We start from the raw sequence: 24,151 nt of genomic DNA, 5'->3' as shown, positions 1-24,151 counted from the left end.
ACGTGTGCCCGAAGGGGCTCAACCCGACCAAGGCGATCGGCAAGATCAAGGAATTGATGGTGCGACGGGCGGTTTGATCCCCGCACCGTAAGGAAAAAAAGCGCAGTCTCGAAAGAGGCTGCGCTTTTTTTTATCTGCGATATGCGCCGATGCATTGAAGTGATTGCATAGCTAACCATCTCGCAACAGACGATATTTCAATCTTGTAATGAGACTGTCGTCTCACTAGAATGAATTGGAAAGCGTGACCCGTGCAAGGAGGCAATCATGACGCTGACTGCTGTCGAGATGGACCGCAAGATCGAAGAGCATTTCGGTTTTGAACGAAGCGACGATGTCGAAGGCGTGCTCGCCACGCTCACCGACGATGTCGAGCACGATGTCGTTGGCTGGCCTGCCGGTCCGGCGCACGGACGCGAGCGCGCGCGGCCGTTCTACGAAGCGTTGTTTGCCGATCTGTCGGAGAGCCGGGTCGAGTGCTTGCGCCGTCTGTATGGCGACGGCTTTGTCATCGACGAGTCGTTGTGGCGCGGCAAGGCGCCGGGCCGGCCGTTCGGGCTCGAAGGCCGTGGGCGTCTGCTGGAATTTCGCATGCTGCATGTCGTCGAATTCAGCGAAAGCGGACAGATTCGCCGTGAAAACGTGTGGGTCGATCTCGCGGCGATCATCGGTCAGTTGCCGCAGGCTTGATATGGCGAAGTCCGAACCGAAGACCCGCGGCAATCAGAAGCAGCGCACGCGCAAGGATCTGCTGAAGGCGGCATCGGCGCTGATGAAGCAAGGGCGCAAACCCGGGCTGGAAGAGGTCGCGGCAGAAGCGCTCGTGTCGCGTGCGACGGCGTATCGGCATTTCCCGAGCATCGATGCGCTCTTACTCGAAGCATCGCTCGATGTCGACACGCCCGTTGCGAGCCAGCTATTTTCGGCGCGCGCATCGGCCGATCCGGTCGCGAGATTGTTGCGTGTCGACGCCGCGCTCAACGACATGATTCTTGCGAACGAAGCACCGTTGCGCATGATGCTCGCGCATTCGCTGGAGCGGGCGGCGAAGGGCGAATCGCAGGACGACATGCCGCTGCGGCAGAATCGCCGCACACCGTTGATCGAGTCCGCGCTCGAACCCGCGCAAGACGAGTTCAGTCCCGCCGCGCTCGACACGCTCACGCACGCGCTCGCGCTCGTCATCGGCACGGAGGCGATGATCGTCTGCAAGGACGTGCTGCAACTCGACGACGCACGCGCGCGCAAGGTCAGACGCTGGGCGATTCGCGCACTGGTGCAGGCGGCGCGTCGAAGCGGAATGGACGAAGCAGGTATGGGATAATCCCAAAACTCGCGCCCACCCGACCCAAAAGGTCGCGGATGCCGCGCGCAAGGGCCCTCACCCCTCGTGGCCCGCTTTCATTCGCGACATTCCAACCGCAACCACGATGCCCACATACCGTTCCAAAACCTCCACCGCCGGACGCAACATGGCGGGCGCGCGCTCCCTCTGGCGCGCCACCGGCATGAAAGACGAAGATTTCTCGAAGCCGATCATCGCCGTCGTCAACTCGTTCACCCAGTTCGTGCCGGGGCACGTTCATCTGAAAGACCTGGGCCAGCTCGTCGCGCGTGAGATCGAAGCCGCGGGCGGCGTGGCGAAGGAGTTCAACACGATCGCGGTCGACGACGGCATCGCGATGGGTCACGACGGCATGCTGTACTCGCTGCCGAGCCGCGACATCATCGCGGATTCGGTCGAATACATGGTCAACGCGCATTGCGCCGACGCCATGGTCTGCATCTCGAACTGCGACAAGATCACGCCGGGCATGTTGATGGCCGCGATGCGCCTGAACATTCCCGTCATTTTCGTTTCGGGCGGCCCGATGGAAGCGGGCAAGACGCGCCTCGCGAATCCGAAGACGAAGGCCATCGAACTGAAGAAGCTCGATCTCGTCGATGCGATGGTGATCGCCGCCGACCAGTCGTATTCCGATGCGGAAGTCGCCGAAGTCGAGCGCTCCGCGTGCCCGACATGCGGCTCGTGCTCGGGCATGTTCACGGCCAACTCGATGAACTGCCTCACCGAAGCGCTCGGTCTCTCGCTGCCCGGCAACGGCACCGTCGTCGCGACGCACGCCGACCGCGAGCAGTTGTTCAAGCGCGCGGGACGCGGCATCGTCGAACTGGCGCGCCGTTATTACGAGCAGGAAGAGGCGCGCGTGCTGCCGCGCTCGGTCGGCTTCAAGGCGTTCGAGAACGCGATGACGCTCGATATCGCGATGGGCGGCTCGACCAACACCATTCTTCACTTGCTGGCGATCGCGCGCGAAGCCGATATCGACTTCACGATGAAGGACATCGATCGTCTGTCGCGCACCGTGCCGCAGTTGTGCAAGGTCGCGCCGAACACGAACAAGTATCACATCGAAGACGTGCATCGCGCGGGCGGCATCATGGCGATCCTCGGCGAACTGGATCGCGCGGGCAAGCTGCATACCGACGTGCCGACCGTGCACGCGCCGACGCTGAAAGACGCGCTCGCGCAATGGGACGTCAAGCTCACCGACGACGAAGCCGTCAAGACGTTCTACATGGCAGGTCCCGCAGGCGTGCCGACGCAAGTCGCGTTCAGCCAGAACACGCGCTGGCCGAGCCTCGATACGGATCGCGCCGAAGGCTGCATTCGCTCGTACGAGCACGCGTTCTCGAAGGAAGGCGGCCTTGCGGTGCTGACGGGCAACATCGCGCTGGATGGCTGCGTCGTGAAGACGGCGGGCGTCGATGAAAGCATTCTCGTGTTCGAAGGCACGGCGCACGTCACCGAGTCGCAGGACGAAGCCGTCGAGAACATCCTCAATGACAAGGTGAAGGCGGGCGATGTCGTCATCGTTCGATACGAAGGTCCGAAGGGCGGGCCCGGCATGCAGGAAATGCTGTACCCGACGAGCTACATCAAGTCGAAGGGTCTCGGCAAGGCATGCGCGCTGCTGACGGACGGACGTTTCTCGGGCGGCACATCGGGCCTGTCGATCGGTCATTGCTCGCCGGAAGCGGCGGCGGGCGGCGCGATCGGCCTTGTGCGCGACGGCGACAAGATTCGCATCGACATTCCGAATCGCACGATCGACGTGCTGCTCTCCGACGATGAACTCGCGCGCCGTCGCGAAGAGCAGAACGCGAAGGGCTGGAAGCCCGCGAAGCAGCGTCCGCGCAAGGTGTCGGCTGCGCTGAAGGCGTATGCGAAGCTGGTGATGTCGGCGGACAAGGGCGCGGTGCGCGACTTGTCCTTGCTCGACGATTGAGGCTTTAAAGCGCCAGGGAAAGCCGCTCGATGAGCGGCTTTTTTTATCGCAACTTCAATCGCCCAGCAACCTCGGCAACTCCAGCAAAGTACGATGCGCGCCGCCTTGCTCGACCGCATCCGCATACGTCGCGCGCACGGCGCCGGCGATCGCATCGACGGCGTTGTTGTCGCCGGCCATCGTCACGTAGTAGCCGAGATCCTTCAACGCATTGGACATGTGAAACGGCATGCCCGACGGATCGCCGTCGATAAGCGACGGACGCAGCCGCTCGAGCGCCGCGCCACCACCGCCGCCTCTCGCGAGGACATCGACGAAAGTCTGCGCATCGACGCCCGCGCGTTTCGCGCAGGCCGCCGCTTCCGAGATCAGCGCGATCGTGCCGAGCGACACGAAGTTGTGCAGCAGCTTCATGCTGTGTCCCGCGCCCACATCGCCGACGAGCGTCACGTTCTCCGCATAGGTACGCAGCAACGGCTCGATGCGCGCGAACAGCTCGGCCGAAGCGCCGACCAGCAGATTCAGCCGCCCTTCATGCGCTTCCTTCGCGGTGCGCGTCATGGGCGCATCGACGAAGAGGCCGCCCGCTTCCTTCACGAGCGCCGCCATGCGCTGCGTCGATGCGGGCACCGCCGTCGAGCAGTCGATGACGATCGCGCCCGGCTGCAATCCCGCGAGCACGCCATCGGGCGCGGTCAGCACCGCTTCGACTTCGGGCGAGCCCGTCACGCACAGAATGACGATGTCCGATGCGCGCGCGAGCGCCTCGCCGTTCGCGACGGTCTTCACGCCGCCCGCGAGCAGTTCGTCGAGCGGCTGATTGCCGGGATGCTCGACGACCGTCAGCGGATAACCATGCTTCATCACGTTACGCGCGATGCCGTGCCCCATCAGGCCGACACCGATCATGCCGATGCGTTGCTTCATGCTGTGTCTCTCTTCATGTTGTCGTGTAAGTTTGAAAATGCTCAGCGGTTCACGAGGCGCTTCGGCAGCAGCATCGTGAGAACGATGCCGAGCGCGAGGCAGCCGACCATCGAGAAGATCGGCAGCGTCATGCCGCCGGAAGCCTGCTTCAGAAAGCCGACTACATATGGGCCGAAGAAGCCGCCGAGATTGCCGAACGCGCTGATCCATGCGATGCCGACCGCCGCCGCGGCCTGTCCGAGCACGGCCGTCGGCATGCTCCAGAAGAGCGGCGGAAACGACAGCAATCCCGCATTCGCGATGCACAGCGCGATCATGCCGAGCCACAGGTTGTCATGCCAGAGCACCGACAGCGACAAGCCCACCGCGCCCATCAGCAGCAGCGCCGCGACGTGCAAGCGCCGCTCGCCGCGCTTGTCCGCGCTGCGGCCGAACATGACCATCACGACGACCGCGACCGCGTTCGGCAATGCGGCGAGTGCGCCGATCGCGAAGTCGCCGGAGATGCCCATCGACTTGATCATCGTCGGGGCCCAGAAGGTGTAGCCGTAGATGCCGAAGACATCGAGAAAATAGATGAGGCAGAACGCCCACACGAGCGCGCTGGTGAAGAGGCCCTTGTGATTCGATTGCGCCGTTACCGCGCGATCCTCGGCGAGCACGCGCGACAACAACGCGCGATCCGTTTCGCTGAAACGCGGGCTTTGGGTGACGTCGTCGTCGAGTCCCTTCCATGTATAGACCGCCGCGAGAAACGCGGGCAATGCCTCGACGATGAAGATCCACTTCCAGCCTGGCAACTGCATGAGACCATCGAAGTACTGCATGATGAAGCCCGTCAGCGGCGAACCGATGAGACCCGCCAGCGCGAGCGCCGCATAGAACATGCTGAGGATGCGCGCGCGGCGGTTGCGCGGAAACGACTGGCCGATATAGAAGACGATCGCCGGAATGAAGCCCGCTTCCGCGACGCCAAGCAGGCAGCGCATCACATAGAACTGCATGGGCGTGGAGACGAAGGCCGTGAGGCCCGACACCATGCCCCACGACAGAATGATGCGCGTGATCCATCGGCGCGCGCCGACGCGTTGCAGGATGATGTTGCTCGGCACTTCGAAGACCACATAGCCGAGAAAGAAGATGCCCGCGCCGAAGCCGAACACGGCATCGGAGAAACCGAGTTGCTGTGCCATTTGCAGCTTCGCGAAGCTCACATTCACGCGATCGATGTACGACGTGATGTACGCGAACATCAGGATCGGCAGGATTTGCAGCGCGAGGCGGCGAAAGATCCGGTCCGCGGTGGCCGCATCGTGTGACACAGCGGGCGATGCCGCGCCTTGCGGCATGTTGGTCGCATCGATTTCCACGTCTGTCTCCGTATTTGTTTTTGCGTCCCTGCTCGCGCGGGACGCGGCGGGACAGAAGAAATGTAGCGGCTGCTGAGCGCGAGTGATATGCGAAATCGTTGAAGCGGGCTTTCGAATAGTTCGAACACGGGGTGGAGGGCGGGGCGGGGTTTGATCAGGGTTTTCCTGTATGGCCCCGCGACGCAGCGAGTGTTCGCTCTGGACAGCGAGTTGAAAAAATGTGCGATCCGGCTTCCTCACCCCGATCGGATCGGTGAAGAAGAGTTGAATTTTCTCTCGATTCTTCAAGTCTGCTGCTCAAAGGCAATTTCTCATTCTTTCAATCACGCGCTTCGATCTCATGGTATGGGCGATGTCCGAATTCTGATTTCTTTAATCAATAGGTCGTGAATGTCAAACAAATACCGATCAGCCGGGTTGACCTATTTGTGATGCAATCCTAAATTCATCGGTCCAAAGAAAAACGATTAATGCTTGAGTTCGTTGAACAGAATAAGGATCGCGTATGAATGCTGTGACGAAAAATCTGACCGACGCGCTGCGCCATCCGAGTGCGCGCCTTGCGCAGATTTTGAACGTGTGGATCGGCACGCTGGATCTCGATCTGGATGTTCTGAAATTCAAAGTAAAAGCGGGCCTGTGCGAGGACTATAAGGTCGATGTGACGGTGACATTCGCGGCCGGACAGGAGGGCTACATCGACGTGAGCGATAGTGCGATCGTGAAGCTGTCGGACGCGGATTTTTCGGGTTTTGCCGGTTGGCAGAAGATCAGTGAGGGTAACACACCGTTTAGCGCGGATGGACTGTGCGATATCGACGCGCTGAAGAAGATCGTCAAGGGAGTGTACGAACATCAGACGCGAGAGGAGGCGGCGCTGAAGGAGGGGTACAAGAAGGAAGACGTGTTGGCTCAGTACATCAAGTCGAACGTGTCAGTACGGGAACAATTGCGCGGTTTCATCTGCGAAGCGCCGAGCGAATGGGACAACGCGCATAACGAGGATCGGTATCGCAAGCTGAAGGACGAAGGTGAGTTCTATCACGGCAACGATGCAGGTTACGCGGCGTTTTTGAAACTGTTGGAGTCGTTTCAGTTCTGGGACAAGACGGGGTTGCCCGCGGGACAGAAGCTTTGGTCTTTTCATCCGTTGGAATTTGTTCGCCATTTCAGAAAGTGTGGGTGGCTGAGCCTTGATGAACTCACCCAGCTTCTCCCACGTCGCTATGGATTAAATCGTGCGGGAGCTACTCTCAATTGGGAGACGGCTCGCGGGCGTCTGAACGGCGGAACGATTTCGCACACAGATCTTTGCAACGCATTTCGAAAGTATCAATTTTCAACAGCGGAACGCCAGGTCGCCTTTTTATCGCAGGCCTATATTGAGACCGGACTAATGAGAACCGCTCGTGAGGATGGGCAAGGTCGCGGGACATCTGGGAATGTGCAGTATTACCAAGCGTTTTATGGCCGCGGTCTGATGCAGCTTACGTGGCCGACGCTATATGATGACTATGGGAAGTTTCGCGCGTTTGCGCCGAACACTTCGGGTCAGTACACAGACCGAAGAATTACGCAAACGTCAAATCACTATTGGTCGGGCCCACCGACTGTTGATTCTCAAGGGCATACGCACCGTGATACGAGACGATGGTATCCGCGCTATGACCCTGAGCTCCTAGTCTCTATAGGTTCAAATGCTTGCGACAGCGCTGGCTTCTTTTGGGTCTGGAAGCATTTTATGGGAACCACTAACATTTTGCGTATTGCTGATGCAGGAATTACCACTGAGACAGTAGGGAGAATGTCGATTCTGGTGAACGGAGGTGGAAATGGCTACGACGATCGGCAGCAATACGCTGCATATCTTCTTCGATATCGCGGCGATACGACAGACACGTCGACGAGTGCGACGCTGACATACGCAAGACAGAAAATTGTTTCTCGTCCGCGACAAACGCCGACTTGGGGACAATCAGCGACGATATCGCAAGTGTACGTGGACTTCACCCCACAACGCCCCGCTTGAATAGAGGACATTGAACTATGAAGCGCCTCGCCACTTTGTTGTTGTTCGCAATGCTGCGAACATCCTTTTCCTATGCCAAGTCGGAGGCCGTGGAGATCGGTCCGCTGCCGCCAGTTCAGAACGCTTCTCCAATGCTGAGGAAGTCGCTCCATGCACTGAGAATGCGTGTTGAGGCTGATGCGAAAGATTGTTTAGATGCGGCAAAAGGAATGGAATCTCTCGGGAAATACAATGCTACATTGAAGAAGGTTATTGATGTAAATAAGGTAGTCATTTTGGAGGTTTCAGGAACTATGATATGTGACGGAATACACTCGTCGTCGTATCAATACGCGGTTGCGCTAGAAAAGGAAACCGGAAGACGGCTTGATTTGAATCTTATCTACAACATTGCGACTCGGCAGGATGATCGTCTTTTCCTTCGCCCAGAACTCGTCGATGCGGTTAGGACTAGCTACAGACGGGCGAACAAGAATAATCGAGCGTGCCTTGATGAAACAGATTGGGAAGTCGAACTGGCGAATCTCCCAATCACGTTCTCGCCACTGCAAGATGGTTCTATGATTCTTTACTATGCGTCGTCAGATGTCTCTGCGGCATGCTTTCCCGCTTTACGCCTCGCGCCGGGCGCGTTCTCGAAATTCCGGGACGCTAGTCGAGCTTCTCAATACAGACTGCCGTGAGCAAGCGGTGACGACTGTCGCTTTGTTTAAAGATGGCGGTTTCTCGAGAATGGAATGTGACGGGAGGATTGAGCGACAGGCATATTCTGCGTTCCCCGAGCGGATCCTGTTTGACTTGGCAGGAGCGGGCGCGGAAAAAAATCAATACCCCGGGAAAGGAGAGGTACTTCAGCCAATCGTTCACAAATTGTGCCGCCGCCGTCAATTATCCGGGGGCGACCGGAAAGAGCGCACCCACATGAACGGGCTCGTGGATCGTTCGACATCTTTCGTGAACGCGTTAACTACATTGGCGGATGTCGCCGTTTCCAAAGGTCCGAACGGGGAGATCTGAACTGGCCGGAAGATTTCTTTAGAAGAGCCCCTTTAATGAAAAGTTTTTTCGTAACATGCCTATTGCTTTGGGCTAGTTCTTGTGATGCTGCGGGTAATCTGGTTAATAAAGTGGATCCAAGCGTGCGGGAAACTCTTGATATGATTAAAGAGAATTGCCGGTATAGAATCGGCCAATCGCTCGCGGGGCAGATTACGTCTTCAAAATATAATACCAGTGAGGATGTGCTCTCTACGGTCTTTTCTCTGGATATACAGGTGAATCGACGGCCTATCAAAGCGGAACTCTCGTTTAACTGTAGAATTCCGCGTACCCCGTCGGGCTACGAACCTGAGCCCACCTCTGCAACAACGGCGCGCGATGAAATATATCAGGAAGATTCCGGTGGGCGATACTACAGACACGTTGTATGCAAAGAGAATATGAAGGGGTTGGCTGGGTTGGAATAATAGCCTACGTAGATTCGCTGTATGGCGACGGCACAAGGCAAGATATTCCTGAATTCTTCCTGGTATGCCCGGCGATAAGCGGGCTGACCTGTTTCGCGTTGGAAATCCGAACCGGAAGACTAAAAGAGAAAGAAAGCGAGGAGATTCCACCTTTGCTTCATGATGTCATAATTGAAACAAGTCGACAAAGAAGCGGCCTACCCGCAGGTGGAATTGCGCGGCCTTCTCCGTGAATTGTGGTTGAATCTTAGAATTCATGTTCCGGTGGCTGGTGGATGCCGCAATAGTGGAAGGCATGCTGCCGTGAAAAGATTTGCCTTAATTGGCCATACCCTTAGGACGCTATATTGGATATCGGTCGTGACTCCATTTGGACACGCCTGAAGCGTCCACAACTATCATATTCCGAACAACCGGACAAACAGTAATGAAATCCCCCATCCGCGAATACGACAAGCTCGAGCACGGCGGCGAAGTCACGAGCGGCTCACCCTTCACCATGTTCATGGGTCGCCGACTCGCCCGCGTCGGCGATAGCGCCCAATGCGACCTGCACGGCAACACCACGATCGCCGAGGGCGACACGCGCTTTCCCGATCGCGACGGCCAACCCTACGCGATGCATCACCACCGCTGCGCGTGCGGTTGCCGCCTGATCTCGTCCTTGCCCAACGTGAACTTCGCCTGACGCATGCCCGTCGATTTATCCGAGGCCGGCGAGCCTTATTCCTATCCTGCACACGGCCCGCGACTGCTGCCGTGGCTCGGGATCTGGCTCGCATGTGGCGCGCTGGGCGTACCGCTGGCATTGCTCGCCTGGCCTGCGAGTGAAGCAGCGAGCGGTCCGTCATTCTGGCTCGCCGTGCTCGGCGTGCCGAATTTCGCGTTCCTTGCGCTGCTGTCGATCGCTCGCATTGGCTATGAAGCGCTATGGAGTCACGCCCACAATCGTAACCGGGCCAGAATGAAGCGGCTGGCTGAGCGGCTGCGCATCGCACAAAAGCCTTTGCAAGTGCTGGGCGCGGGTTATTGCCTGCCTTCAGTTACATCGAATCTGCCGGACGCCGTCGCGGCAAAGACGCCGTTCTTCAAATCGCAAAGCCCGCGTAGTGGAGTGGGCAACGTGCTCCATAACCGCTTCGATGACGAATCGTGGTCAGATGATCCGACATCATTCGCGACGACACCTGAAGATAACGACCACGATCAGCCAGACACTCAAACACCTGAAGCCACGCGCCGAATCGCCACAGTCGTGTTGAAACTGGTCGCTGCGCTCGAACCGCTGGTGCCTGCGCTGCAGGCCTTGTCGCAATACGGACATCAATATGCGCCGCTTGTACGTGTGCTGGCGCCGTCCGAAGGCGCCGACAAAGCTAAACAGCACGCAGTCGATGCATTGCGTCTGTCCGGTCTGCCGGCGCTCGACTGCGTGGCCGTCCCGGACCCGCAAGGTTTAATGGTGGCTGACGGATGGCTCGACACCCGCGAACGCCGCGCGCTGCTGATCCTCGCCTACGCCTGGCACGACACCGACCCGCCCGAGCGAAGCAGCGAGGCCGCCGTGGCGGTGCTTCTGAACGCGGGCTTCTATCAACTGCCGGAATCCGTGCAGGCACTCGCGACGTTGCATCGTCCGATCGAAGATCAAGCCGACGTCGCCACGCTTCGCGACCTCGCGCTCAATGCGGCGCTCTGGGGCAAGACCGATGCGAGCAACATCACTCACGCCTGGCTCACGCGCCTGAACGCCGAGCACGACCGCACGCTGCTCGATGAACTCAAGCGCGCCGGGTTTGCGGGCATCGCCACGCACGAAACACACCGGCGACCCGATCGCATCGTCGGTGACACTGGCGCCGCGACGCCGTGGCTTTGCATCGCAGCGGCCATCGAATCCGGCGAAGCCGGCCCCCATTTGATCCTCGACCGGGCGCAGGCTGCCATCCTCTACGTTCAACCTACCGTATCGCATGACAACCCCGAGCAGCAATTTGAACGCGCTTGACTCGCAAATATCCAAACGCACGGACTCCGGCTTTCTCAAGATCTGGGGCTTTACATTGGCCGCTATGCTCGTCGCCGTGGCGTCGGCCGCGGTGGCGTGGTGGGGTCGCCCCGACTTCACGCACTTGACCATCCTCGAGATGCGTGTGTCCGCGCTGCTCAAAATCCTGGGCGTACTCATCATCGTGCTGGGCGCGCACTTCGCTGCCATCCTGTTCGGTCTCTATGAGAAAGTGATGGCGCGCCTCGACGGATTGAGCAGCGAAAAGCAGTCCGCGACGATCCAGCGCGACGCGCGCCTGCAATATTTGCGCGATGAACTGCGCACATCGTTTGGTTGGCGCTGGCGTCGCGCGATACCGTGGCTCATGCTCACTGGCGACGATGCCCTCATCGACGCGGTAGCTCCGGACCTCAAACAGACCGCCGTGTTGCGCACGGGTGAGATCGTGCTGGTGCACGCCGCGCCGAACGGCATCGATGCGCAAACGTGGCGTCATCAGCTTCGCCGTATGTGTCGCGCGCATCCGATCGATGCCGTTATCCCTGTGTTGCGAACAAGCGAGCAATCGCCCTCCGACGATGAACTGCCCCGCACGCTGTCGAACCTCGCGCGCGATCTCGGTTGGGCCGCGCCGGTCGTCTTTCTGCATGCCGTCGAAGCGAGCGGCATGCATCAGAACGATTTTCGTCCTGTCGGTGCATTCATATTTGCTTCACAACGCGCCGATGCACGGGTCGCGACCGACGAACTGAATCGGCAACTGAACGTACTCGAAGAGATGACGGCCCACGCGAGCATCATGCTATGCGCTCGCCCGAAGCCGATTGTCTGGCTCGCGCAGGTCTCTCAATACCTCACCGCGCATCGCGAACGCGTGCTGACGACATGGCGGGCACATTCGATATCGAAATGGCGGCGCGCGCCGCTCGCGGGCATGATGTTCGCGCCGGTATTCGCCGGGCCAGTTGTGCCGACACCCGTGCCAGCCGATCATGACGATGTCGCCAAAGATGCCGCCGAGCGCGCTAGACAGCACGCCGGGGCATCACGTGAGCAGCCTCGCGCGCTGCAATCGATCTGGCCGGAAATCGTCGCGCACATGAAGAAGCACGACGGTCGCCGTGTCGGCTTTTACTGGCCCAACGCGCTCGCTGCTTTGGTGTTGGTGACGGCGATCGGCTGGTGCGTGACGATGAGCGTGTCATTCATCGGCAATCGTTCCATCATGAACGATGCGCAATCAGCAAGCGACGCCGCGCTCGCAGCAAAGCCAGGCACCGCGGCGGCGTTGCGCGCGCAACTCGCGCTGCAACAGAGAATCGACACGCTTGAATATCGTCAGCAGCACGGCGCGCCGTGGTATCTGCGCGCGGGCCTGAACCACAACGATGACATCCTCGCCGCGCTGTGGCCGTCTTACGCCATCATGTCGGCGCGCAATCTACGCGATCCGGCCGCGCATCGACTTGAAGCAACGCTAGCCCAACTCGCGCAGTCCCGCGCCGACGCGCTGCCCAGCAACGAAGAGCAGCAGCGGGACTACAACGCGCTGAAGACTTATTTGATGCTCGCGCACCCGCAGCACGCCGATGCCGCGTATCTGACCAAGCGACTGCCCGCAGCGTGGCCGGTTGTGACGGACATGAGCACAGGCGAATGGCTCGATACGTCGCAGCGCTTGTCGTCGTTCTACGCGTCGCATTTGCGCGCCCATCCGGAGTGGCGCTTGAACGCATCGAACGATCTGACCATCGCCGCGCGCAACATGCTCGTCAACCAGATCGGCCTGCAGAATTCCGACGACACGCTTTACCAATCCGTGCTCGAACAGGCCAAGGGAAAGTACGCGGACATCACGCTGGCATCGCTCATCAACGGCGCGGATGCGCGTGGTCTCTTCACGACCAGCCAGACCGTCTCCGGCATCTACACGCGCGCTGCATGGGACGGCATGATCGGCGATGCAATCGACAAGGCGGCGAAGGAAGGGCGCGTCGCCGCCGACTGGGTGCTCGCCGATGAACGCGCGGCCCGCATACCGGGTGCGGCGCTCGAAGCGCAACAGGACATCGAAGAAGCGAAGCGGCGCTTGCATGCGCGCTATTTCGCGGATTACACCGCCGCATGGCAGGCGATGCTCAATAGCATCCAGTGGCGCAGCGCATCGAATCTGAGCGATGCAATCAGTCAGTTGACGCGTCTGACGGATGCGCAAACGTCACCGCTGATCGCGCTGATGAAGGCAGTCGAATATCAGGCGCAGGCGGGCCGTGCGTCGCAGGCGCTGACCGATACGCTCGTGCGCAAGGCGCAGGATCTGATCGCTAACAAGACCGGCGTTGCAGCCGCGCCGGAAATCAATCCGCTTGATAAACCCTTCGGTCCGCTGCTCGCGCTCATGGGCGACGATGTGGTGACTGGCCACGGCAAGTCCAGCACGAAATCGAAGAACGCCGCGGACTTCAGCGGCGTGAGTCTCGCGCACTTTCTGACCGTAGCGACAACGATGCGCCTGAAGTTGCAGCAGATCGCGACCAGCGCGGACGCACAGGCGATGTCCCGTCAGATGGCGCAAGCCGTGTTTCAGGGCAAACTCTCGGAACTCACTCAAGCGCGCGACGATGCAGCATTGACCGCCGCGAGCCTCGGCTCGCAGTGGTCGGGCTTCGGCGATGCGCTCTTCGCCAAACCGCTCGATGTGGCATGGCAAACGATCCTTCAGCCCGCAGCAGCGAGCCTGAACGACGCATGGCGAGCGTCAGTCGCGGCGCCGTTCGCGAGCGCCTTCGACGGTCACTATCCATTCGCCGACACCGCATCCGACGCCTCATTCGTCGAGCTCGGCCGCTACATCAAGCCGGAGACGGGTCTGATCGCGCGCTTCGTCACGACGCAACTCGCGGGCATGCTGCAGCCGCAGGGCAACGCGTGGACCCCGAACGAACTCGCGCCGCAAGCGCTGCAATTCGATCCGGAGTTTTTATCGGCGCTGCGTCAATTGTCGACGCTCGGCGCGCAACTGTATGCACAAGGCGATGCGAGCTACCGCATCCAGATCATGGCGACCCCGACGCCAGAAGTCGTGCGCAGCATCCTCACGGTCGATCAGACGAAGATCGAGTATTTCAATCAACGTGAATCGTTCACGCCGATCGTCTGGCCGGGAAATGGTCGCGACGGGCAGGCGATGCTGACGTGGGAATCGCTGACTGCCGGGACGCGCGTCGCGTTCAGTGCCGTCGGTGACTGGGCATTCCTTCGATTGCTGGGCACGGCGAACATCAAGCCGCTCGACAGCACGAACTACGCGCTGACACTCAATCACGACAATGACTATCCGCTGCATTACGTGATGAAGACGCAGGTCGGCGCGGGACCGCTCGATCTGCTCAAGCTGCGCGGCTTCAAGATGCCGCAGCGTGTCTTCATCGCCGGCAGGAGCGCTGTGTACGCGGGCGCGCCGTCGTTGCCGCCCTTGCCAGCGGAGATACAGCCGTGACCGCGCCGTGGAAGCGTTCGGCGCTGGAACACGAGAATCCGTTCCTGAAGTACTTCGATGCGGAGATGCGCTACTTGCGCGCGGCATCGGCGGAGTTCGCTCAAGCACATCCCGACGCCGCGCGTCGCCTGGACATGCGTTATGGCGACGTGGGCGACAGCGCGCGCGCGACCTTCGAAGGCTTTGCGCTGCTCGCGGCGCGTCTACGTATGAAGCTCGATGACGGCGCTCCGGAATTCACGGAAACGCTGATCGACAACCTGTACGAACATGCGGCGCGCGCGATTCCATCGCTGTCGATCATCGAATGCACGCCGATTGGTCGCGGAGTTGCTTCGGCAACGCAGATTCCCGCGGGGGCCGCCGTGCGGTCGACGCCTGTCGGTCCGGATCAGGTCAAGTGTCTCTATCGGACGACGCAGACGGTGAAGTTGTTGCCACTTTCGGTCGAAGATGCAGAGATCGCGGTCCGCGATGGCGGACGCACCGTGATTCGCCTTACGTTCCGGTTGTGGCTTGGCGAGCAACGCGAGGCGGTTGATTTGTCGCGCATCCGTCTTTACTTGCACGGCGACCGGCCTGCCGCCTCCGCGCTGTACGCGGCGCTGACGCGCCAAGTCGAATCGATCAGCCTGCGCCTGCCTACAGTGCGCGATGGCGAGTTGCAACCGCTCGAAGACGTGCGCTTCGAAGCGGCAGGCTTTGGTCCGTCCGCGCGGCTGTGGCCGGTCACGGAGCCCGAGCGTGACCGCGGGCTGGATCGCGAACACACGCTGTTGGAATACTTCGTGTTCCCGCAGAAATTCAACTTCGTCGATCTATGCGGCTTCGATGCGTCGATGCTGCCGATGGGTGAATCGCAAATGACCTTCGAGATCGAACTGAACGCTCGCGTGCCTGGCGACTATCCGGTCAGTCGCGACAGCTTTCGTCTCTTCTGCACGCCCGTGATCAATCTGTTCGAAGTGGACGCGTTGCCGCTGCGGCCGACAGACCGGCATGACCGCGAGCATCGCGTACGTCTGCAGCAGGATGTGGCGGGGCACGTCGAGCCGTATCACGTGCTCGCGGTGACGGCGGCCGATCCGGAAGACAGCGCGCGCCACGCCTACGGCGCATTCACGAGCTTCCGCCATCACGGCTGGACGCTGCGCTACGAGAAGCCCGAGCGGTATTTCCATACCTCGATGCGCTTTGGCGTAACCGGCCGCGAACTCTGGGTGACGCTTTCCGGTTCGCTCTGGGAGCGCTTCCATGCGGATGCCCGACACGATGAGAATCGTCCAAAGCCGGACGGCTACCTGACGGTTCGCGCGCTCGCGAACAACGGACGCCTGCCGCGCATGGCGCTGTCCGAGGCGACGATCAACGAGACCGTGTCGGGTTTTACCGGCATCGCTTCCGTGCGCAATCTGACAGCGCCGACTTTGCCGCTCTATCCTCCGCGCTATCACCCGGAGTACGACTGGCGCGTGCTCGGGCACTACACGGCAGGCGGCGCGAATGAGTTGAACATGATCGGGATGGGCGGCGTGGTGGTGCTCCGTGAGGCGCTGGAGCTCTACGACTGGTCACACGACGAAAGCATCGCGCGACGCATCGATGCGATTCGAGACGTGCGGCTGTCCGAGCATGAAAGCGTGGGAAAGGGGCATATGCGCTTCGAGATTCGCGTTCACGTTCGGCTCGATGCGAGTGCGTTTGACGGACCCGGCGATGCGACGCTCTTCGGCGATGTGCTGAGCCGCTTCGTTGGCCGCTATGCAAGCTTCCATCACGCGACGCGGCTCGTGCTGAATATCGACGGCAAGGACACGCTTTTTCCGCTCATGGAATTCGAGGGTGCGCCTTTCTAATAGCCGCATCGCTCAGGGTTTTCCTGTATCCCTCCACGCCACAGCAACCCCAACCCAATGCCATACTCCCCGGAATAAACTTCCACGGAGCATCCGGTTTTGTTCGATCTCACGTCGCTGGCTCTCTTTCTGCGCGCCGTCGAAATGGGCAGCCTGTCCAAGGCGGCGCAGCAATCGCATATGTCGCTATCGACGGCGAGCCGGCGCATCGCGCTGCTCGAACATCACTTTCGCGTGGGGCTTCTGAATCGCACGTCGGCGGGTGTCGAGCCCACGCCGGCCGGCGAAGCGCTCGCGCGTCACGCCACGGAACTGCTGCTCAGGACCGACGCGATCTATAGCGAGCTATCCGATTACACGAAAGGCTCCGTCGGCCGCGTGCGCGTGTTCGCCAATATCTCCGCGATCAGCCAGGACTTGCCCGATCATCTGCGTGCGTTCTCCCAGCGCTATCAGGACATCAAGCTGCATATCAGCGAATTGCGCAGCATGGACATTCTTCAGGCGCTGCGCGAAGGGCGCGCGGATGTCGGCGTGGTGACGTCGCAGAGCGGCATGGAAGGCATTCGCCTCGCGCCATATTGCACGGATCGCATCAGCGTCGTCGTGCCCGAAGATCACGTTCTGCAAGGCGATCAGATCGATTTCGCCGCGCTGCTCGAGCACGATATCGTCGGTCTGGACGATAAGGCCGAAGTCACGCGCATGCTCGTCAAGGAAGCCGCGCTCGCGGGCCGCGCGATCCGCTTTCGCGTACAGGTGCAAAGCTTCGAAGGCATGTGCAGGCTGATCGCGGCGGGGCAGGGCATCGGCGTGTTGCCCGAAGGCGCGGTGCGGCTCTTTCGCGAACCCATGCGTCTGCGCTTCATTCGCCTGACGAATCCGTGGGCCGAGCGCGTGATGTCGGTCGGCATACGCGTGGGCGCGGCGCCTTTGCCCGCGCGCAGGCTCTTCGATTATCTGAGCGGACTCGCGCCCGCATCGCTCGTCGCGCCCGGCGGGGAACGCGCCGCAAGCTGAGCCCTTGCGGATATTCGAAGACTCCCGTTTCCGGATTCGCACTTCCGCAGCAACAACGCCTCCGCTAGATTTCCCCTCAGATCAAACGTCGAAAACGAGGAGACAGAGCGCAATGGCAACGACACATCACATCGCCGTCATTCCGGGCGATGGCATCGGCAAGGAAGTCATGGTCGAAGGGCTGCGCGTGCTGAAGGCCGCCGCCGCGCGCTACGACATCGCGCTCGATTTCGACGAGTTCGCATCATGGTGCACCGAGCATTACGTCCAGCACGGCACGATGATGCCCGCCGACTGGGACAAGCAGATCGGCAAGCACGACGCGATCTTCTTCGGCGCGGTCGGCACGCCCGACATCGTGCCGGACCATACGGCGGTGTGGGAATCGATCATCAGGATTCGCCGCGAGTTCGATCAATACGTGAACCTGCGTCCCGTGCGGCTGATGCCCGGCGTGCCTTCGCCGCTCGCCAATCGCAAGCCCGGCGACATCGACTTTCTGGTCGTGCGCGAGAACACCGAAGGCGAGTATTCGTCGGTCGGCGGACGCATGTTCGAAGGCACCGAGCGCGAGTTCGCGACGCAGCAGGCGGTCTTCACGCGCACGGGCGTCGATCGCATTCTCGACTTCGCGTTCAAGCTCGCGCAGAGCCGTCCGAAGAAGCAGCTCACCGCCGCGACCAAATCGAACGGCATTTCCATCACGATGCCGTACTGGGACGAGCGCCTTGCCGAAGCGGCGAAGCGCTATCCGGACATCGCGACGAACAAGTTTCACATCGACATTCTGTGCGCCCATTTCGTGCAGCATCCTGACCGTTTCGATGTCGTGGTCGCGTCGAATCTCTTCGGCGACATTCTTTCCGATCTCGGTCCCGCATGCACGGGCACCATCGGCATCGCGCCTTCGGCGAACCTGAATCCCGAGCGGCGCTTTCCATCGCTCTTCGAGCCGGTACATGGATCGGCACCCGATATCGCGGGCAAGGGCATCGCCAATCCGATCGGGCAGATCTGGTCGGCCGCGCTGATGCTCCAGCATCTCGGACGCGGCGACGCGCGCTACGAAGCGGCGGCGAAGACCATCCTGTCGGCCATCGAAAGCGTGCTCGAAAACGGCCCGCGCACGCCCGACATGGGCGGCACGGCGAACACCATCGAAGTCGGCAAGGCGATCGCCGAAGCCGTCACCGAACATGCACTGATCACGGAGTAAGCATGGATTACCGTCACTTCATCGGCAACGCGTGGAAAGCGGGCGACAACGGCGAATCGCTCGATGTCATCGATCCGAGCACCGGCGAGCCGTTCGCGGCGATTGCACGCGGCAACGCCGCCGATATCGCCACGGCTGTCCACGCAGCGCGCAGCGCAATGGGCGATGCGCTCGACGGTCCGTGGGCGAAGCTCTCGCCTGTCGAGCGCTCGAACCTGCTGTTCGCCTATGCGAACGCCGTTCTCGAACACGCCGACGAACTCGCGCAACTCGAAGCGCGCGACACCGGCAAGGCGCTCAAGACCGCGCGCACCGATGCGGCCGTGCTCGCGCGCTATCTGCAGTATTACGCGGGTTGCGTCGACAAGCTGCACGGCGAAACGCTGCCCTATACGACCGGCTTTACCGTGCTGACGGTACGCGAGCCGATCGGCGTGACGGGCCACATCATTCCGTGGAATTACCCGATGCAGATCTACGGCCGCAGCGTCGGCGCGTCGCTCGCGGCGGGCAATGCGTGCGTCGTGAAGCCCGCGGAGGACGCGAGTCTGTCGATCCTGCGGCTCGCAGAAATCGCCGCCGACGTCGGCTTTCCGGCTGGCGCGATCAACGTCGTCACCGGACTCGGCAGCGAGGCGGGCGCGGCGCTGTCGGCGAACGAAGGCATCGGTCATGTCTCGTTCACCGGCTCGACCGCGACGGGCGCGCTCGTCGGACGCACGGCGGCGGAACGTCATTGCCCGAGCGTGCTCGAACTCGGCGGCAAGTCACCGCAACTCGTTTTCGACGATGCCGATCTCGACGAAGCCTTGCCCGTGATCCAGAACGCGATCGTGCAGAACGCCGGACAAACGTGTTCGGCGGGCAGCCGTCTGCTGGTTCAGCGCGGCATCTACGAAACCGTGATCGAACGTCTCGCGCAGCGTTTCGAAGCGCTGCGTTCCGGGCCGCCCGCGATGGACCTCGACATGGGCCCGCTCGTCAACGCGAAGCAACATGCGCGTGTGCGCAGCATCGTCGAGCAGGCGGAAGGCGAAGGCATACGCGTCGCGGCGCGCGGCAAGATCGTCGTGGAAGCGTCGCGCAATGGCTTCTTCCAGGAAGCGGTGCTGTTTCGCGACGTGCCGCCGCAAAGCCGGCTCGCGCAGGAGGAAGTCTTCGGCCCGGTGCTCGCGGTAATGCCCTTCGACGACGAAGCCGAAGCCGTGAAGCTCGCCAATGGCACGAACTACGGTCTCGTCGCGGGCGTGTGGACGCGCGACGGTTCGCGCGGCCTGCGACTCGCGCGCAAGCTGCAGGCGGGTCAGGTGTTCATCAACAACTATGGCGCGGGCGGCGGCGTCGAGTTGCCGTTCGGCGGCGTGAAGGCGAGCGGGCATGGACGCGAGAAGGGCTTCGAAGCGCTGTACGGCTTCACGAGCCTGAAGACCATCGCGATCAGGCACGGCTGAGTCTCGCGCGGGTTCACATCATCATGGCGACTCTCAACATCATCGGCGCGGGGCGGGTCGGCGCGACGCTCGGCAATCTGATCGTCGCGAACCGCGTGCTCGATATCGGCGATGTATGCGACAGCGATCTCGCGCATGCGCATGAAGCGGTCGATTTCATCGGCGCGGGCCGCGCGCTCGACGACATCGCCGCGATGCATCCCGCGGATATCTGGCTGCTCTCGGTGCCCGATGCACGCATCGCGGACGTGGCGCAAGCGCTTGCGGCGCATCGCAAGCATGATGCGCCGACGATTGCCGTGCATTGCAGCGGCGCGCTCGACGCCGACACGCTCGCGCCCTTGCGCGCGCTCGGCTGGAGCGTGGCGAGCGCGCATCCGATGCTGAGCTTCGCGAAGCCCGGCACGGCCGTGTTCCAGTTCGAAGGCACGCCATGCGGACTCGAAGGCGATCGCGCCGCCCGCGATGCATGGAGCGAGATTCTCGCGGCCATCGGCGCGCGCTGCTTCGATATCGAGCCGGGCAGCAAGGCGCTTTATCACGCGGCGGCGGTCGTCGCATCGAACTTTCTGCCGATACTCGCGGCGATGTCCGTCGAGATGTGGCAGGCGGCCGGCATTCCGCAAGCGCTCATCGAAGACATGATGCACACGCTCACGCGCAATGCCGCCACCAACGTCGTTTCGCTCGGGCCGAAGGATGCGTTGACCGGTCCGGCGGCGCGCGGCGATCGCGCGGTCGTGGAAGTGCAATCGCAGGCGATCGGCGCGTGGGACACGGTATCGCGCGATGCCTACGACGCGCTCTCGACGCTCGCCACGCGCCTCGCGCTGACGGGCAAGGTGCGAGGGTTGGCGCGATCAAACAGCGAAATCCGTCGAACTCGATGACTCACGCCACGCGTCCGTTTCGGCTTCGACATGCGCGTTCTTCTCCGCGATGGCCTTCAGCGTGTCGGTGACGAGCGCGAGGCGCAGCGGCGGCGTTTGCGCATCGGCGAGCGTGATGAGCGGCGTGCGGTCATTGATCAGGGGATATCGCCGCAAGCCACAGCGCCTGTTGCAGAGCGTCGAACCGGCGCTTGCGATGCTCACGTCTGCCATCGCGGATGCGAAGAATGCGAAGGAAGAGATCGCCGGGCCGTTGCGCATCAGCGCGCCGAAAGCGCTCGGTAGTTTTTTCGCCGTCGCGCATATCCGCGAAGGACGTCTCGTACCCTTGCTCACGCGTCAAATGACGCAGCGCGAATCGATCTACATCTACTATCGGCATCGAACGGAGCGGCCGCTTCGCGTGCGAACGTTCATTGACTTCATGATCGCAACGCTCGCGGAAAACGCCGAGTTATCCCTTACGCCGACGCGATTGCGCGCGCTAGCGAAATGAGCGGCCCGATTCCCTGCGATATCGCGAAGCGCCGATTAGAATCCATCTTGCCTTTGCATCCTCCATTTCACGCAAGCTACCGGAGCCACGCAATGAAGATGATCAATGCGCTCAGATTTGCCGCCGTTGCATCAGCGATAGCCTTTTCCGTCAACGTATGGTCGCAGACCAGCGATGCGGGATCGACCCAGTCCGCGACGCCTTCGGCGAGCGCGGGAAGCTCCAAATCGACGGCGCGCAAAGCCAACCGCGCGCTCAGCAAGAAGGTGTCTCAGGCATTGCAAAAAGGCGGTATCGACACGAACGGCATGAATGTGATCGCCAAGAACGGCGCGATCACGCTCGCCGGTCACGCAGCCGATGGCGAGCAGATCGACCAGGCGGCGTCGATCGCGAAAGGCGTGGACGGCGTGAAGTCGGTGAAGAATGTTCTGACGATTCAGGAAGGCGGGCAGTAACGCACTGCTTCTGAGCGCGCGCTCGCGCATGTCATGAACTCGTTCCTGGATGTCGGCGATCGCGAACGGCAACGCCTGCCGTTTCGCGAATCGCTGCTCGCGATGCTCGGCATCGCGTTCGTCACGATGCTCGTCGCGCTCGATCAGACCATCGTCGGGACCGCGATGCCGCGCATCGTCGCCGAACTCAAGGGCTTCGATCTGTACGCGTGGGTCGCGACGTCGTACATGCTCGCGTCCGTCATCACGATTCCGATCTTCGGGCGGCTCGGCGACCTTTACGGACGAAAGCCGTTTCTGCTCGCGGCGATCGTGCTGTTCACGCTGGCGTCGGTGCTGTGCGGATTCGCCGACAGCATGCTGTTCCTGGTAATTGCGCGCGGCGTGCAGGGCATCGGCGGCGGCATTCTGCTCGGCACGGTGTTCGCCGCCGTCGCCGATCTCTTTCCCGATCCGAAGCTGCGTCTGCGCTGGCTCGTGCTCGTCACGTCGACGTTCGGCGTCGCCAACGTGATCGGCCCGACGCTCGGCGGCATGCTCACGCAGATGCGCGGCTGGCGGCTCGTGTTTTTCGTCAACGTGCCAATCGGCATCGTCTCGCTAATGTTCGTGCTGATGTTCGTGCCGAACCTGCATCATGCGAAGACGCGTGGACGGATTCAGCTCGACTGGCTCGGCGCGTGCGTCGTCGCGGTGACGCTCGGCGCATTGCAACTGCTGATCGAACTGCTGCCGAAAGAAGGCGTCTCGCGCACGACGATCGTGCTTGCGCTCGTCACGCTCCTGTTCGGCGCGACACTGTACTTCTGGGAAAAGCGCATGGGCTATCCCGTCGTGCCCGTCGACGTGCTGATGGACCGCAAGCTCGCCGCGCTTTTCGCGATCTCCGTGCTCGGCGGCTTCGCGCTCTTCTCGATGGCCTTCTACATTCCGCTGCTGTTTCAGGGCGGCTATGGCATGTCGCCGCACGATTCGGGCATGCTCATCACGCCGCTGCTGCTCGGCACGACCGTCGGCAGCATGATCAACAACCGCATCGTCACGCGCATCCCGCGTGCGAACGTGCTGATGTATGCGGGCTTCGCGCTTTCCGTGGCCGGCTGTCTCGCGCTCGTCTCGCTCGATGGTCACGAACCGCATGCCGTCTGGATGGCGTGCATGGGCGCGAGCGGACTCGGCCTCGGGCTCGTCGCGACGAATCTCACCATCTGCTCGCAACAGATCGTCGCGCGCGAGCAGATCGGCGCGGTCACGGCGTTGCTGCAATCGCTGCGCATTTTCGGCGGCATGCTGGGCACCGCGATCACCGGCGCGCTGCTCGGGCATCTCTATGCGCAAAACGTGCATCGTCCGCTCGATTCGTATCAGGCGACGCAGTGGCTCAAATCGTTCGCGAGCCCGGACCTGCTGATCGACCGTGCGGAACAGTCTGCGCTGATCGAACGCCTCGTCGCGGCGGGCCAAGCGGCCGATGCGATGACGATGATGCACTCGGCGCGCATGGCGCTCGTCGCGTCGATTCACGTCGGGCTCGTGGTCGCCGCGATGGCGGCGTTCGTCGGCCTCTGTCTCGCGTGGTTCGTGCCTGCGGTGCGCGTCGATTATGGCGATGCGAAAGGACAAAGCGCGTGACGTTTGCCGAACGACCATGCGAGAGTCCGATTATGACAAGAGGATGTCGGGCCAAACGGTGTCAGCGTTTGCCGCCGAGCGCCTTCACAATGTGTCTCGTCGGCTCGCTGGTCGCGAGTCGTGAAATTTCCGACATATGAACCCAGCGGCAGCGAGAGATTTCATTGCTCGCGCGCGGCTTTGCGTTCTTCGGCACATCGCAGAAGAAGACGTGATGATGCTTCTGCCTTCCACGATGCTGAAACAGGAATTTCGCCGACTTGCCCGCGAGACGCGTTTCTTCCTTGAGTTCGCGAAGCGCGGCGTCCGAAAGATGCTCGCCTCGCTTGAGCATGCCGCCGGGCAGCGCCCACTTGGTGCGACGTCGCGCCACCAGAAGTATCCGGTTGCCCTTCCGACAAATGACGGTGGCTCGCTTCCTCAAACCGACTCCGTTATCTATAAGCTATGTCCTGTCAACGGACTCAGTGTACCCAACCGCTTTTTTTATTGTGGAGCATCCGATGACAGCGGCATTTTCCGTATTGCGCATGAAGCAAG

19 protein-coding genes and 2 pseudogenes are annotated in these 24,151 nt (G+C 61.3%); 17 read left to right on the top strand and 4 right to left on the bottom strand.

What is annotated here, in order from left to right; all coding sequences use genetic code 11:
* The 4 genes and pseudogenes from sdhB to ilvD all read left to right on the top strand — a co-directional run.
* Window positions 1-77: pseudogene (sdhB, locus tag NCS67_RS27455) on the top strand (succinate dehydrogenase iron-sulfur subunit); the annotation flags it as partial.
* A gap of 190 nt (window positions 78-267) precedes the next feature.
* Entirely contained in the window at window positions 268-690 is a 423-nt protein-coding gene (locus tag NCS67_RS27450; RefSeq protein ID WP_250437459.1) for a nuclear transport factor 2 family protein, read from the top strand.
* A 1-nt stretch (window position 691) separates the two neighbouring features.
* Complete coding sequence (locus NCS67_RS27445; RefSeq protein WP_250437458.1) at window positions 692-1,324, top strand: TetR/AcrR family transcriptional regulator; 633 nt, start codon at window positions 692-694, stop codon at window positions 1,322-1,324.
* A gap of 106 nt (window positions 1,325-1,430) precedes the next feature.
* Window positions 1,431-3,290, top strand: coding sequence for a dihydroxy-acid dehydratase (gene ilvD / locus NCS67_RS27440; RefSeq protein WP_250437457.1), 1,860 nt, complete (start codon window positions 1,431-1,433; stop codon window positions 3,288-3,290).
* A 54-nt stretch (window positions 3,291-3,344) separates the two neighbouring features.
* Here ilvD and NCS67_RS27435 read toward each other — a convergent pair whose 3' ends face one another.
* Together NCS67_RS27435 and NCS67_RS27430 are read right to left on the bottom strand one after the other, a co-directional pair.
* The gene (locus NCS67_RS27435; protein WP_250437456.1) at window positions 3,345-4,217 is read right to left on the bottom strand and encodes an NAD(P)-dependent oxidoreductase; all 873 of its coding nucleotides are present in this window, start codon (window positions 4,215-4,217) and stop codon (window positions 3,345-3,347) included.
* 41 nt (window positions 4,218-4,258) lie between these two features.
* Complete coding sequence (locus tag NCS67_RS27430; protein ID WP_250437455.1) at window positions 4,259-5,587, bottom strand: MFS transporter; 1,329 nt, start codon at window positions 5,585-5,587, stop codon at window positions 4,259-4,261.
* A gap of 505 nt (window positions 5,588-6,092) precedes the next feature.
* Here NCS67_RS27430 and NCS67_RS27425 point away from each other — a divergent pair.
* From NCS67_RS27425 to NCS67_RS27380, 10 genes are all read left to right on the top strand, one after another.
* Window positions 6,093-7,616, top strand: coding sequence for a hypothetical protein (locus NCS67_RS27425; protein WP_250437453.1), 1,524 nt, complete (start codon window positions 6,093-6,095; stop codon window positions 7,614-7,616).
* A gap of 17 nt (window positions 7,617-7,633) precedes the next feature.
* Window positions 7,634-8,299, top strand: a complete 666-nt coding sequence (locus NCS67_RS27420; RefSeq protein ID WP_250437452.1) for a hypothetical protein — start codon at window positions 7,634-7,636, stop codon at window positions 8,297-8,299.
* Between the two features lie 1,210 nt (window positions 8,300-9,509).
* Window positions 9,510-9,770, top strand: a complete 261-nt coding sequence (locus NCS67_RS27415) for a PAAR domain-containing protein (protein WP_008347073.1) — start codon at window positions 9,510-9,512, stop codon at window positions 9,768-9,770.
* A 3-nt stretch (window positions 9,771-9,773) separates the two neighbouring features.
* Window positions 9,774-11,090 (top strand): KPHS_23130 family T6SS system protein, encoded by a 1,317-nt coding sequence (locus NCS67_RS27410; protein WP_250437451.1) that lies wholly within the window; start codon window positions 9,774-9,776, stop codon window positions 11,088-11,090.
* Window positions 11,077-14,592, top strand: a complete 3,516-nt coding sequence (locus tag NCS67_RS27405; protein ID WP_250437450.1) for an ImcF-related family protein — start codon at window positions 11,077-11,079, stop codon at window positions 14,590-14,592. The genes NCS67_RS27410 and NCS67_RS27405 overlap by 14 nt, the downstream gene beginning before the upstream one ends.
* The gene (gene tssF, locus NCS67_RS27400) at window positions 14,589-16,448 is read left to right on the top strand and encodes a type VI secretion system baseplate subunit TssF (protein WP_250437449.1); all 1,860 of its coding nucleotides are present in this window, start codon (window positions 14,589-14,591) and stop codon (window positions 16,446-16,448) included. The genes NCS67_RS27405 and tssF overlap by 4 nt, the downstream gene beginning before the upstream one ends.
* A 99-nt stretch (window positions 16,449-16,547) precedes the next feature.
* Window positions 16,548-17,468: a LysR family transcriptional regulator gene (locus tag NCS67_RS27395; RefSeq protein WP_008347062.1), complete on the top strand. Its 921-nt coding sequence runs from the start codon at window positions 16,548-16,550 to the stop codon at window positions 17,466-17,468.
* Between the two features lie 112 nt (window positions 17,469-17,580).
* Window positions 17,581-18,684 (top strand): tartrate dehydrogenase, encoded by a 1,104-nt coding sequence (locus NCS67_RS27390; protein WP_008347060.1) that lies wholly within the window; start codon window positions 17,581-17,583, stop codon window positions 18,682-18,684.
* A 2-nt stretch (window positions 18,685-18,686) separates the two neighbouring features.
* Window positions 18,687-20,135 (top strand): aldehyde dehydrogenase family protein, encoded by a 1,449-nt coding sequence (locus NCS67_RS27385; protein WP_250437448.1) that lies wholly within the window; start codon window positions 18,687-18,689, stop codon window positions 20,133-20,135.
* 23 nt (window positions 20,136-20,158) lie between these two features.
* On the top strand, window positions 20,159-21,025 hold the full coding sequence (locus tag NCS67_RS27380) for a Rossmann-like and DUF2520 domain-containing protein (protein ID WP_250437447.1): 867 nt from the start codon (window positions 20,159-20,161) through the stop codon (window positions 21,023-21,025).
* Here the strand turns inward: NCS67_RS27380 and NCS67_RS27375 are convergent.
* Window positions 20,996-21,151, bottom strand: a pseudogene (locus NCS67_RS27375) (short-chain dehydrogenase/reductase); the annotation flags it as partial. The gene NCS67_RS27380 and the pseudogene NCS67_RS27375 overlap by 30 nt on opposite strands.
* A 70-nt stretch (window positions 21,152-21,221) precedes the next feature.
* Between NCS67_RS27375 and NCS67_RS27370 the strand changes: the two are divergent.
* The 3 genes from NCS67_RS27370 to NCS67_RS27360 all read left to right on the top strand — a co-directional run bounded on the left by NCS67_RS27370 (window position 21,222) and on the right by NCS67_RS27360 (window position 23,611).
* Window positions 21,222-21,521: a type 2 periplasmic-binding domain-containing protein gene (locus NCS67_RS27370; protein WP_250437446.1), complete on the top strand. Its 300-nt coding sequence runs from the start codon at window positions 21,222-21,224 to the stop codon at window positions 21,519-21,521.
* A 92-nt stretch (window positions 21,522-21,613) separates the two neighbouring features.
* Complete coding sequence (locus NCS67_RS27365; protein WP_250437445.1) at window positions 21,614-21,979, top strand: BON domain-containing protein; 366 nt, start codon at window positions 21,614-21,616, stop codon at window positions 21,977-21,979.
* A gap of 33 nt (window positions 21,980-22,012) precedes the next feature.
* Window positions 22,013-23,611 carry an MFS transporter gene (locus tag NCS67_RS27360; RefSeq protein WP_008347047.1) on the top strand — a complete coding sequence of 533 codons (1,599 nt, stop codon included), beginning with the start codon at window positions 22,013-22,015 and terminating at the stop codon, window positions 23,609-23,611.
* 61 nt (window positions 23,612-23,672) lie between these two features.
* On the opposite strand, the gene NCS67_RS27355 is transcribed toward NCS67_RS27360, so the two are convergent.
* Complete coding sequence (locus NCS67_RS27355; RefSeq protein ID WP_175981399.1) at window positions 23,673-24,035, bottom strand: NUDIX hydrolase; 363 nt, start codon at window positions 24,033-24,035, stop codon at window positions 23,673-23,675.
* Window positions 24,036-24,151: the final 116 nt, after the last annotated feature.

The organism is Caballeronia sp. ATUFL_F2_KS9A, from assembly GCF_023630765.1.
GTDB lineage: Bacteria > Pseudomonadota > Gammaproteobacteria > Burkholderiales > Burkholderiaceae > Caballeronia > Caballeronia zhejiangensis.
This window is presented reverse-complemented; position numbering and strand designations above follow the sequence as displayed.